Source organism: Kribbella sp. NBC_00709 (assembly GCF_036226565.1).
GTDB lineage: Bacteria > Actinomycetota > Actinomycetes > Propionibacteriales > Kribbellaceae > Kribbella.
This window is the reverse complement of the sequence record NZ_CP108996.1, coordinates 4059502-4071017: the sequence shown is the minus strand read 5'-3', so window position 1 is coordinate 4071017 and position 11516 is coordinate 4059502. Positions and strand designations below refer to the sequence as shown.

The 11516-nt window shown below is 69.1% G+C and carries 13 protein-coding genes; 6 read left to right on the top strand and 7 right to left on the bottom strand.

All coding sequences use genetic code 11. The features are described 5' to 3' along the window. Positions 1-139: 139 nt before the first annotated feature. On the top strand, positions 140-901 hold the full coding sequence (locus OHA18_RS20045) for an endonuclease/exonuclease/phosphatase family protein (protein WP_329005675.1): 762 nt from the start codon (positions 140-142) through the stop codon (positions 899-901). Here the strand turns inward: OHA18_RS20045 and OHA18_RS20040 are convergent. Both OHA18_RS20040 and OHA18_RS20035 read right to left on the bottom strand, forming a co-directional pair. Next, positions 886-1353: a GNAT family N-acetyltransferase gene (locus tag OHA18_RS20040; protein WP_329005674.1), complete on the bottom strand. Its 468-nt coding sequence runs from the start codon at positions 1351-1353 to the stop codon at positions 886-888. The two genes, OHA18_RS20045 and OHA18_RS20040, sit on opposite strands and share 16 nt — an antisense overlap. Next, entirely contained in the window at positions 1343-2722 is a 1380-nt protein-coding gene (locus OHA18_RS20035; protein WP_329005673.1) for an MFS transporter, read from the bottom strand. The genes OHA18_RS20040 and OHA18_RS20035 overlap by 11 nt, the downstream gene beginning before the upstream one ends. A gap of 115 nt (positions 2723-2837) precedes the next feature. On the opposite strand from OHA18_RS20035, the gene OHA18_RS20030 reads away from it, so the two are divergent. Next, complete coding sequence (locus OHA18_RS20030) at positions 2838-3413, top strand: TetR/AcrR family transcriptional regulator (RefSeq protein ID WP_329005672.1); 576 nt, start codon at positions 2838-2840, stop codon at positions 3411-3413. A gap of 3 nt (positions 3414-3416) precedes the next feature. On the opposite strand, the gene OHA18_RS20025 is transcribed toward OHA18_RS20030, so the two are convergent. Then, the gene (locus OHA18_RS20025; RefSeq protein WP_329005671.1) at positions 3417-3779 is read right to left on the bottom strand and encodes a cupin domain-containing protein; all 363 of its coding nucleotides are present in this window, start codon (positions 3777-3779) and stop codon (positions 3417-3419) included. A 79-nt stretch (positions 3780-3858) separates the two neighbouring features. Then, positions 3859-5100: an MFS transporter gene (locus OHA18_RS20020; protein ID WP_329005670.1), complete on the bottom strand. Its 1242-nt coding sequence runs from the start codon at positions 5098-5100 to the stop codon at positions 3859-3861. A 12-nt stretch (positions 5101-5112) separates the two neighbouring features. Here OHA18_RS20020 and OHA18_RS20015 point away from each other — a divergent pair, with 12 nt between their 5' ends. After that, positions 5113-5637 (top strand): gamma carbonic anhydrase family protein, encoded by a 525-nt coding sequence (locus OHA18_RS20015; protein ID WP_329005669.1) that lies wholly within the window; start codon positions 5113-5115, stop codon positions 5635-5637. Positions 5638-5762: 125 nt separating this feature from the next. Here the strand turns inward: OHA18_RS20015 and OHA18_RS20010 are convergent, their stop codons facing one another. The 3 genes from OHA18_RS20010 to OHA18_RS20000 form a co-directional block, all read right to left on the bottom strand. Continuing rightward, the gene (locus tag OHA18_RS20010) at positions 5763-5951 is read right to left on the bottom strand and encodes a hypothetical protein (RefSeq protein ID WP_329005668.1); all 189 of its coding nucleotides are present in this window, start codon (positions 5949-5951) and stop codon (positions 5763-5765) included. Between the two features lie 71 nt (positions 5952-6022). Next, entirely contained in the window at positions 6023-6688 is a 666-nt protein-coding gene (locus OHA18_RS20005; protein WP_329005666.1) for a response regulator, read from the bottom strand. Next, positions 6685-8328: a sensor histidine kinase gene (locus tag OHA18_RS20000; RefSeq protein ID WP_329005665.1), complete on the bottom strand. Its 1644-nt coding sequence runs from the start codon at positions 8326-8328 to the stop codon at positions 6685-6687. The genes OHA18_RS20005 and OHA18_RS20000 overlap by 4 nt, the downstream gene beginning before the upstream one ends. Before the next feature lie 181 nt (positions 8329-8509). Here OHA18_RS20000 and OHA18_RS19995 point away from each other — a divergent pair, with 181 nt between their 5' ends. The 3 genes from OHA18_RS19995 to OHA18_RS19985 are packed head-to-tail and all read left to right on the top strand — an operon-like array spanning position 8510 to position 11513. Continuing rightward, complete coding sequence (locus OHA18_RS19995; RefSeq protein ID WP_329005664.1) at positions 8510-9511, top strand: Bug family tripartite tricarboxylate transporter substrate binding protein; 1002 nt, start codon at positions 8510-8512, stop codon at positions 9509-9511. Next, positions 9508-10011, top strand: a complete 504-nt coding sequence (locus OHA18_RS19990; protein ID WP_329005663.1) for a tripartite tricarboxylate transporter TctB family protein — start codon at positions 9508-9510, stop codon at positions 10009-10011. The genes OHA18_RS19995 and OHA18_RS19990 overlap by 4 nt, the downstream gene beginning before the upstream one ends. Continuing rightward, positions 10011-11513, top strand: coding sequence for a tripartite tricarboxylate transporter permease (locus tag OHA18_RS19985; protein ID WP_329005662.1), 1503 nt, complete (start codon positions 10011-10013; stop codon positions 11511-11513). Before OHA18_RS19990 ends, OHA18_RS19985 begins: the two co-directional genes overlap by 1 nt. Positions 11514-11516: the final 3 nt, after the last annotated feature.

The following is an 11516-nucleotide window of genomic DNA, read 5'->3' as shown; positions in this document are numbered from 1 at the left end:
CAGTTCACGGTAGGAATCGCCTCGCCCGTCGACCATGGCGTTTCGGTAAGTTCCGGCCGCTGATCCTTTCCGATGTGATACTTCGGCAATGCGTCGATCGGTGAGATTCGCTGCCCTGGTTGGGGCTCTGCTACTTCTGGTGTCACCCCTGACCGCTCAAGCGAAGGTGGAGGCCACCACGGTGAAGACCCTGACGTTCAACATCCACCACGGTGCGGGTGTCGACGGGAAGCTCGATCTCGAGCGGGTCGCGCAGACGATCGAGGCCTCCGGCGCCACGGTCGTCGGCCTGCAGGAGGTCGACAAGTACTTCGATGCGCGCAGCAACTGGGTCGATCAGCCGGCCTGGTTCGCGGCGCGGCTGAAGATGAACTACGTGTTCGCCGCCAACCTGGACTGGGATCCGCTCGAGCCGGGCAAGCCCCGTCGCCAGTACGGGACGCTCGTGCTGTCGAAGTACCCGATCGTCGACTCGCGCAACTCGTTGCTGCCGCTGCACCCGGGCAGCGAGCAGCGCGGTCTGCTCGAGACGCTGATCGACGTGGACGGTACGCCGCTGCGCTTCGCCGACACGCACCTGACCACGATCAACGACGGCGAGCGGGTCGAACAGGTCAACGCGATCGTTGCCTTGCTCAAGGATGCGCCCGAGGCGACGCTGCTGGTCGGCGACTTCAACGCCGTACCGACGTCGGCCGAGGTGAAGACACTGACCACGCACTGGACCGACACCTGGCCGGAGAAGGGGTTCGGGCTCGGGTTCACCAGCGCGGTGCCGCTGCCGACCAAGCGGATCGACTACCAGCTGCACAGCGCGCGGCTGGCGCCGACCGCGGCGACCGTCCCGGTGAGCTTCGCCTCCGACCATCTCCCGGTCGCGGCCACCTACTCGCTGAGCTGACTCTCGTACGCCTCCGGTGACCAGCCGGCCGCGGTCTTCGTGACCAGCTTGGCGCCGAGGCGTTCGTAGAACCGGTAGCCGGCCGTGTTCTCCAGCCGCAGCCCCCAGCCGATCGGGAGCCGGTCCGGCAGTGCGTGCCGGGCGAGCCCGAGCATCAGCTGCCGACCGACACCGGCGTCGCGGAACTGCTCCCGGACGTAGAGATCGTCCAGCGCGAGCTGATCTCCACCGACCCACAGGTACGGCCGGCGCAGCGCCGACACGTACCCCGCGACGGCACCGTCGACCTCGGCCACCAGCACGATCACGTCCTCGCGTTCGAGGAACCCTTGCCAGTCGGCGACACTTGCCGTCACGTACTGCCGCTGGTCCTGGTAGCCCGCCAGCTCCCCCAGCATGGTGAGCACCGTCTCCGCATCCGCGACCACCGCGCGGCGAATCTCAATGGACATGAACCCCTCCGGTCGAAGGCTTGAACGCCGGTACGACGATCAACGCAAGGACAGCCGCCACCGCTGCAGTGATCGCGGCGAACGTGAACCCACGGGCGAATCCGGTCGACACCGTGCCGGCGAGACTGGCCGCGGCCACACTCGACACGACCGCAACACCGAGCGATGCCCCGAACTCGTGGAACGTGCTCAGGATGCCGGATGCGAGGCCGGCCTCCCGATGGTCGATCTGCGCGAACGTCGTGGTCGACGCCGCCACGAACGCGGTGCCGAGCCCGAGCGTCCCGACGGTCATGCCGATCACGATCACGGCAGCACCCTCCCAGATCGCGGGGACAGCCACGCCGACGGCGGTGATCACGAACCCGGCCACGGCGATCGGTCGTGCTCCTATGCGTCCGACGAGCTGACCGGCCAAGTGTGCACCGACGATCGCGGCGACGGCGACCGGTAGGAACAGCAGTCCGGTGCGCAGAGCGCCGTACTGCTTGAAGTGCTGCAGGTAGAACGAGCCGAGGAAGAACATCGAGATCATCAGCGCGGTCGCGATCAGCAGCATAAAGGTGCCGGCGGCAACGGGTCGGCGGGTGAGGATCCGGAGGTCCATCAGCGGTGACCGGCCGGAGCGCTGCACCCAGGCGAAGACGCCGTACAGGACGAGGGCGCCGGCCAACGTGCCGAGGGTCGCGGCCGAGAGCCAGCCGCGGTCGCCGGCGTTGATCAGCGCGTAGATCGCCGTACCCGTGCCGGCCGTGACGAGCAGAGCGCCGGGTACGTCGAGGCGGCCCTGCTGTTCGCTCGGCCGGTCGGACGGGAGCATCCGGATCAGGAGGGTGAACACGACCAGGCCGATCGGCAGGTTGATGTAGAAGACCCATTGCCAGCCGGGGCCGGCGGTCAGCAGGCCGCCGAGCAGTACGCCGATCGCCGAGCCGCCACCGCCCATCGCGGACCAGATGCCGAGTGCCTTGTTGCGCTCCTCGCCGTCGAACGTCTTCGTGACGACGGACAACGCGGCCGGCGACAACATCGCGGCGCCGATGCCCTGCGCGACCCGGCCGCCGAGGAGGAGCTCGGGCCCGTTCGCCAGGCCGGTGACGAGCGAGGCCGCGGTGAACACGATCAGGCCGGTCAGCACGACGCGGCGGGAGCCGAACAGGTCGGCAGCGCGGCCGCCGAGCAGCATCAGACCACCGAACATCAGCGTGTACGCGCTGACCACCCAGGTCAGCGTCTCGCGGCCGAGCTGGAGATCTGTCTCGATGTTCGGCAGCGCGATCGCCACCACGGTGACGTCGAGGATCAGCATGAACTGCGCGACGGCGAGCAGCCCCAGCAGTCGCCACCGCCGGGGGTCGGGTTGATTCATGGGTCGTCATCCTTAAGTTGAACAGGTGTGTACGGGTTAAGTGGCTACCGTAACTCGTACACTGGTGTTCGACAAGAGGAATTCGTACAACGGTGTTCGAGATGAGGAGGCGTCGATGGCTGTGACCACCAGGCGGGCGGACGCGCAGCGCAACATCGCGGCGATCCTGACCGCGGCGGCAGAGTGCCTGAGCCGCGATCCGGCCGCGAGTACGTCGGAGATCGCGAAGGCGGCCGGGGTCGGGCGGGTCACGCTCTACGGCCACTTCCCGTCCCGGGCCGAACTGGTCGACGCGGTGTTCGTGCAGGCGATCGCTCTAGGCGAGGAGACCCTCGGGCGGGTCGATCTGACCGGGGATCCGCGGACGGCGTTGGCGCGGTTGATCGAGTCGAGCTGGCAACTCGTCGACCAGTACCGCGCACTATTGCTGGCGGCTCAGGACGCACTGCCGCCCGGGCGGGTGCAAGAACTGCACGCCGACCCGATGGCACGAGTCGAGCGGCTGCTGGAACGCGGCCGCACCGACGGCGTCTTCCGCACCGACCTGCCGACGTCATGGCTGGTCAGCGTCATGCACAACGTGATGCACGGCGCCGCGAGTGAGATCCACGCCGGCCGAATCACGTCCGACCAGGCCGCGCCGTACATCACCGCGACCCTGCTGGCCGCGTTCACTCCCCCGGAGGCTTGACGGCTACTCCAGCCAGATGGTTTCGAACGTCGGGTTGGCGTGGATGTGGACCGCTTCGTAGCCGCCGGGGCCGGTGCGGAACTTGTGCGGCGTGTGCGCGGGGACGACCAGGATCTGGCCGGCCCGGCCGACGATCTCCTCGCCGTCGACCGTGAACGTGGCCGAACCGCGGCGGATGATGAACGTCTCGGCGTACGGATGCTTGTGCAGCCGCGGCCCGGTGCCCTCCTGCGTGGTCGACTCGAGAATCAACGAGACACCAGCCCCACCCGGGAGCTGGGTGTAGTTCTCGGTCCACTCTTCCCCGTCGTCCCGCCCGTCGGCCCGGTTGATCACCGCTGCCCCGGACTTTGCGATCTCCGTCATGCCACCCTCCTCGCTAGATCTAGTCACCGTAACCTCGTACGCGGTTCTTTCGATTCCCTTTCAGTGTGGGTCGACGGGGTCAGCCGAGTGGGCGGCGTCCGGCGATCCGGCCGGCTACCGGAGCGAAGGCGGCGACGACGACCGCGAGTACGGCGACACCACCCAGAGCGACCGGCAGCGACCATTCCGACGAGACCGCGCCGACTGCCGCCGGGCCGATCAAGAACCCGAGGTAGGCGATCGTGGTCACCACCGAGATCGCGCCGGCGCGCCGATCGGGGCCGGCCCAGGCGCCTGCCATCCCGATGATCGTCGGCGCGCACACCGACGTACCGAGGCCCGCGACGCCGATCCCGATCAGCGCTGCCCAAGGGTCGTTGGCCGTCGCCGCAACCAGGGAACCGACGGCGGCGACGAGGCCGCCGACAACCAGAAGCTGCACGGGCCGGGCCCGCTTCAGGAGAGCGTTGCCGGCGAACCGGCCGGTGGCGGCCGCGGCGGCGAATACTGCCGGCGCACTCGACGCGAGCCCGGCCGGGGCGTGGAGCGAGGTGTCCAGATGTACTGCACTCCAACTCTGCCAAGCATTCTCGACCAAGTACGCGATCGCACACAGCACCCCAAACACCAGCAGCGCAGGCTCAAGCCGGCGCCGACGCAGGTCCGACGGTCCGGTCGCCCCCGGGGCCCCGCCCTGGCCGGCTGCGCCCGGGGTGCTGCTCGCGCCTACGCCGCCCGGGGTGGTGCTTGGGTCGGTGGTGTTGGGGGTGGGTTGTGTGGAGGTGGGGCGGAGGGCGAGGGTTGCGGTGATGATGATCAGGGTGGCGGTGGCGCCCAGGATCGGGAGTGCGCCTACGCCGGCGGCGCGGAGGCCGGCTGTGCCTAGGCTTGCCACCACGACCGCGACGGAGAACATGCCGTGCGCGAGGTTCATCACCGGCCGTCCGCTCGCGGCCTCCGCGTGGGAGCCGGTCGCGTTGATGGCCACGTCCGTCGCACCGGACGTTGCTCCGAGCAACAACAAGGCCCCGATCAGCGAGCCGACCGAACCGGCGAGCGCGGGCAGTACGCCGCAGATCGCGAACAGTGCAACCACGACCGGAAGCACGATCCCGCCGTACCGGTCGATCAGGTAGCCGGTGAACCGCATCGACACCAGGGCGCCGAGCCCGATCATCAGCAGTGCGACGCCGAGCTCACCGTCGTTCACCCCGGCGCCGGCCCGGACCGCGGGCAGGATCGCTCCCCACGCTCCCCAGAACAACCCGAACGCTGCGAACCCGGCGACTGTTTTGAGCACCCGCTCCACGCTAGTGCGCATAGGGTGCGACGTATGCCGCTGTACTCCTTCGAAGGTAAACGTCCGACCGTGCACCCTGACGCCTGGATCGCGCCGACCGCCACGTTGGTGGGAGACGTGGTCGTCGAGGCCGGGGTCTCGATCTGGTACGGCGCGGTGATCCGGGCCGACCTGGGGACGATCACGATCCGCGCCGGAGCGAACATCCAGGACAACACCGTCATCCACGTCGGCCACAACGGCTGCGAGATCGGGCCGAACGCGACGGTCGGGCACCAGTGCCTGGTCCACGACTGCACGATCGGCGAACAGGCCCTGGTCGGCAACGGCGCGATCGTCCTCGACGGCGCGGTCGTCGGCAAGCGTTCACTGATCGCCGCCGGCTCCACGGTCACCCCGGGCGCCGTCATCCCACCGGAATCGGTCGCGATGGGCAGCCCCGCCAAGAAGATCGTCCCGCTCGAAGGCACCGCCAAACTCTTCGTCGACCACAACGCCGCCGTCTACCACACCCTGGCCGAACGCCACGCCGCCACGGTCGAACTCGTCGAGGAGTAACCCTAGCGGGCAGGGGCGGATCCCCAGGCCATCACAATCGGGCTGCGCCGCGACGTGCAGGCGGGCCGGCGCCCGAACACCGTGATTGTGATGGCCTGGGGATCCGCCGTTAACCGATACACCCTTCAGATCGCGTGTTGTCCGAGCCCGACCCCGGCCCCGACGCGGGCGATGGCGAGGGCGGCTGCGCCGGGGAGGGGCTCGATGATCGGTGCCGGGTCGAGCTCGGCCAGGCGGCGGGCGGTCGCGGCGAGTGGGCCGCCGGCGATGATCACGGCCTCGGCGCCGGCGAGGGCGGGCGGGTCGGCGAGCATCCGGGGGCGTGGGTGACTGTGATGCCTTCGGCCTCTGAATCGCTCTGAATCGCTGGAGGATCCCACCAAATTCAGCTTCTCCAGTGGTAGCGGCGTTCGGGGCGGCCTGTGGTGCCGTAGCGGAGGGTTACCTGGGCTTGGCCTTGGGTGCAGAGGAACTCCAGGTAGCGGCGGGCGCTCACGCGGGAGATGCCTACTTTTTCGGCGCATTCGGCGGCGGAGAGGTTTTCGGGGGTGGTGCGGAGGGCTGCGGTGACCAGGTCGGTGGTTTCCTGGCTGAGGCCCTTGGGCAGGCGGTTGACGGTCGGGCGGGCGGGGGCGAGGACCCGGTCGACGTCGGCTTGGGAGGTGACCTGGTCGGGGACGCTGGCCCGGCGGCGGGCGTACTCGTGCAGGCGAGTCCGCAGGTCCTCGAAACCGAAGGGTTTCAGCAGGTAGTTGACGACCCCCTGGCGTACGGCGCCGCGGACGGCGTCGGCCTCGCGGGCCGCGGTGATGACGAGGATGTCGACGTCTGGCTGTACGGCGCGCAGGCGGGCGATCAGCTCGATGCCGAACACGTCGGGCAGGTAGAGGTCGAGCAGCACCAGATCGGGCCGGAGCTCGGACAGCGCCGCGACGGCCTGGTCGCCGGAGTTCGCCGTACCGACGACCTCGAAGCCGTCCACCCGGTCCACGAAGCCGCGGTGGATGCGGGCGACCATGAAGTCGTCGTCGACGACGAGGACCGTGATCATCGGGCTCCCTGGGGCGTGCGCTGGGCGGACATGCGGGCGACGAACGCCGCGCCGCCGTCGGCGTTGTTGGTGACGGCGACCTCGCCGCCGCGCCGGCGGCAGATCAGCCGGGTCATCGCGAGCCCGATCCCGCGTTCGCCTTCAGCAGCGGCCTTGGTGGTGAAACCGTGCGCGAACACCTCCTGCGCCAGCTCGGGCGCCACGCCGGGACCGGAGTCGCGGACCAGGATCTCCACACTGGTCGCATCCTGCCGGAGCTCGACCTCGACCCACGCGGGCGACAGCGGCGTACCGGACTGGGCGGCCGCATCGATCGCATTGTCGACGAGATTGCCGACCACGGTCGCCACGTCGGCGGACAGCGCCGGATCCAGCCGGAGCAGCGTCGTACGCTCGGACACCCGGAGCTCGACGCGGCGTTCGGCCGCGAGCGAGGACTTCGCCATCAGCAGGGCGGCGACCGCGGTGTCGTGGACCCGCCGGGTCACGGTCAGGTCGAGCGACTCACGGTAGCGGTTGAGCGCGCCGACGTACGTCACGACCTCGTCGTACTCCCCGATCTGGATCAGGCCGGAGATCGTGTGCAACTGGTTCGCGAACTCGTGTGTCTGGGCCCGGAGCAGCTCGGCGGACGAACGGAACGATCCCAATTCCCGCTCGAGCTGCGCCAGCTCGGTCCGGTCGCGCAGCGTCGTCACCGATCCGAGTGATCGCCCGTCCTTCAGCACCTCCATCCGGTTCATCACCAGCACGCGCCCACGCCGTACGACGACCGCGTCGCGCGCCTCGTCCTCGCCGGCGAGCACTTCGCGCAACCGGCCTTCGATCCCGAGATCGCCGAGGCTGCGACCGACCGCGTTCGACGGCAGGTCGAGCAGCCGGCGGCCGACGTCGTTCACCAGCGTGACGCGCAGCTGGGGGTCCAAGGCAACGACTCCCTCGGCCAGCCCGTACAGCATCGCCTCCCGGTGCTCGGCCAGGCCGGCGATCTCGCGCGGCTCGAGCCCGAGCGTCTGCCGCTTGATCCGGCGCGCGAGCAACCACGACCCGAGTAGGCCGAGCACGCAGGCGATCCCGAGATAGATCGCCAGGTACGACGATGCACCGCGGAGCCGCTGCCAGATCGACGGAGCCTTCTCACCGACCATCACCGTGCCGATGTGGTCGCCGATCGTCCCGTCCGGCCGGCCCGCGGCATCGGTGCCCTGGCTGAGCACCGGGACCTGCGAGACCAGCTCTTTCCCGTCGCCGAGCCGCAACTCGCCGGACCACCCGCGGCCCTCGGCCACCCAGGCATCACCGAGCGTCAACGAGCTGCCGATGGTGGTCGGGTTCGTGGCCGCGATGATCCGGCCCTGCGCGTCGGCGACGGTGATCGAGGTGACGCCGGACTGCGTCAACGTTGTCTGCAGCAACGGTGCGAGGACCTCCGCGGGCGCGGGGTGCCGGATGCCGAACCGCAGCGTCTGGTTCCCGGAGAGCTGCTCGGCCAGCGCGGTCACCCGGCGACCCTCGACCCGGTTGAACGTGGCGGCGGACTGGGCCAGCGAGACCGCGGCGACGGCGACGAGCACAACCACGACGATCGCCAACTGCAGCACGAGCAGCTGCCCGGCCAAGGTCGGACGCCTGACGGCCATAGTCACCTCCCATAAGGTCCTGCCGCATGATCACCGCTGCGGCGCCCGAGTGCCACACTTCACCCAGATTCCGCCTGTGACCACAATGAACTCAACTACCGCTGCGGCCACAACGCAGACGCCGTACCCGCCGGAGGTCCACGATCGTCGCCACCTGATCCCCATCGAAAAGGACACCGCCATGAGGCCGATGCTCTGGATCACCACAGCAGTGTTCGCGCTGGCCGGCGCGACCGCCTGCGGCGCGACCGCGGACAAATCCGGCACCACGAACGCCGACAGCGGCAAGCCCGCCACCGGTCTGCGGCTGATGGTGCCGAACGCGGCCGGCGGCGGGTACGACACCACCGCCCGGGTCGCCGCGAAGGTGATGGACGACGCGAAGATCGCGACCGGCGTACAGGTCTTCAACCTGCCCGGCGCCGGCGGCACGGTCGGCCTGCAGCGGACCGTGAACGAGAAGGGCAACGGCAAGCTCGCCCTGCAGATGGGGCTCGGCGTGGTCGGCGCGACGTACACCTCGAAGTCGAAGGCGACGCTGACCCAGACCACCCCGCTGGCGAAGCTGGTCGAGGAGGCCGGTGCGATCGTCGTACCGAAGAACTCGCCGTACAAGACGATCGGCGACCTGGTCACGGCCTGGAAGGCGAACCCGAAAGGCATGGCGGTCGGCGGCGGTTCGTCGCCGGGCGGACCGGACCACCTGCTGCCGATGCAGCTCGCGCAGACCGTCGGCATCGACCCGAAGGACGTCAACTTCGTCTCGTACGACGGCGGCGGCGAACTGCTGCCCGCGCTGCTGGGGAGCAAGATCGCGTTCGGCGCCAGCGGATTCGGCGAATTCCTGGACCAGGTCCAGAGCGGTCAGGTGCGGGTCCTCGCGGTGACGAGCGAGAAGCCGATCGACGCATTGAAGGACGTGCCGACGCTGAAGGGGTCCGGGATCGACCTGGTGTTCACGAACTGGCGTGGCATCGTCGCGCCGCCGGGGATCAGCGACGCGGACAAGAAGGTCTGGATCGACGCGCTGACGAAGATGCACGAGTCCGCGGAGTGGAAGTCCGAGCTGGCCAAGCACGGCTGGACCGACGCGTTCGTGACCGGGGACGAGTTCGGCAAGTTCCTCACCGACCAGGACAAGGCCGTCGCCGACATCCTGACCAAGCTGGGCCTGGCGGCATGACCGAGGCCGCTACCCGGCGGCCGGATCGTGCGCAGTACGGCGTCTGCGGGTTCCTGGCGGTGGTCGGCGTCCTGGTGATCGTCGACGCCGCCCGGCTCCGGCACATTGCCAACAGCAACGATCCGATCGGCCCGAAGCCGGTTCCGATGGTGCTCGGCGTACTGCTGCTCGTCGTCGCCGTCCTGTACGCCGTCGACGTGGCCCGCGGCGGCACCGGTGAAGCCGAAGCGGGTGAGGACGTCGACCCGACGCTGCCGGTGGACTGGAAGACGGTTCTGCTGCTCGTCGGAGCCTTCGTGGTCAACCTCGCGCTGATCGAGCCGCTGGGCTGGGTGATCAGCGGAACCCTGCTGTTCTGGGGATCCGCGTTCGCGCTCGGCAGCCGGCACCACATCCGCAACCTGTTCATCGCGGCCGCGCTGGCGCTGATCACGTTCTACGCGTTCGCGATCGGGCTCGGCGTGAACCTGCCGGCCGGCGTACTGCAAGGGATCTTGTGATGGAGCTCCTGCAAGGATTCGCAGATGTCCTGACCCCGATCAATCTGCTGCTCGCGCTGCTCGGCGTCACCGTCGGTACGGCGGTCGGCGTACTGCCCGGGATCGGGCCGGCGATGACGGTCGCGCTGCTGCTGCCGGTCACGTACGGCCTCGAGCCGGTGCAGGCGTTCATCATGTTCGCCGGCATCTTCTACGGCGGCATGTACGGCGGTTCGACCACGTCGATCCTGTTGAACACCCCAGGCGAGTCGTCATCGGTGGTGACGGCGATCGAAGGCAACAAGATGGCCCGCGCCGGAAGGGCCGCGCAGGCACTGGCGACGGCGGCGATCGGATCGTTCGTGGCCGGGACCATCGGGACGCTGCTGCTGGTGCTGGTTGCGCCGCAGGTGGTGAAGTTCGCGATCAGCCTAGGTGCGCCGGACTATCTGGCGATCATGCTGCTCGCGTTCGCCGGTGCGACGTCGGTGCTCGGATCGTCACGGATCCGGGGTTTTGCGGCGTTGCTGCTCGGGCTGGTGATCGGGCTGGTCGGGATCGACAAGGTCACCGGCCAGCAGCGGCTCACCTTCGGCGTACCACAGCTTGCCGACGGCATCGATGTCGTAGTGGTTGCCGTCGGCATCTTCGCGGTCGGCGAGGCGCTCTGGGTCGCGGCACACCTGCGGCGGAACCCGGGCACGGTGATCCCGGTCGGCCGGCCGTGGATGGGCAAGTCGGACTGGCGTCGTTCGTGGAAGCCGTGGCTGCGCGGGACGGCGTTCGGGTTCCCGATCGGTGCGCTGCCGGCGGGCGGCGCGGAGATCCCGACGTTCCTGTCGTACGCGACGGAGAAGAAGCTGTCCAAGCACCCGGAGGAGTTCGGGCACGGCGCGATCGAAGGCGTGGCCGGGCCGGAGGCCGCGAACAACGCGTCGGCCGCTGGAACGCTCGTACCGATGCTCGCACTCGGTCTGCCCACGAATGCGACCGCGGCGGTGATGCTGGCCGCGTTCACGTCGTACGGCATCCAGCCCGGGCCGCTGCTGTTCCAGCGCGAGCCGAAGCTGGTCTGGGCGCTGATCGCCAGCCTGTTCATCGGCAACCTGATGCTGCTGCTCCTCAACCTGCCGCTGGCGCCGGCCTGGGCGAAGCTGCTGCAGATCCCACGGCCTTACCTGTACGCCGGGATCATCTTCTTCGCCTCGATGGGTGCGTACGCCGTGAACGCGCAGCCGCTCGACCTGTTGCTGCTCCTGCTGCTCGGGTTGCTCGGCTTCGGGATGCGCCGGTTCGGTCTGCCGGTGCTGCCGTTGATCATCGGGGTGATCCTCGGCCCGATCGCGGAACGGCAGGCGCGGATGGCGCTGCAACTGTCCAACGGCGATGCCTCCGGGCTCGTCGGCGGGCCGGTGGCCTACGTCATCTACGCGGCGATCCTGCTGATGATCGCCTGGCCGCTGCTCGCCAAACTCCGCCGCAAAATCATGACGAAAGATGTCGTATATTCTGGCCGACAGTAGTGG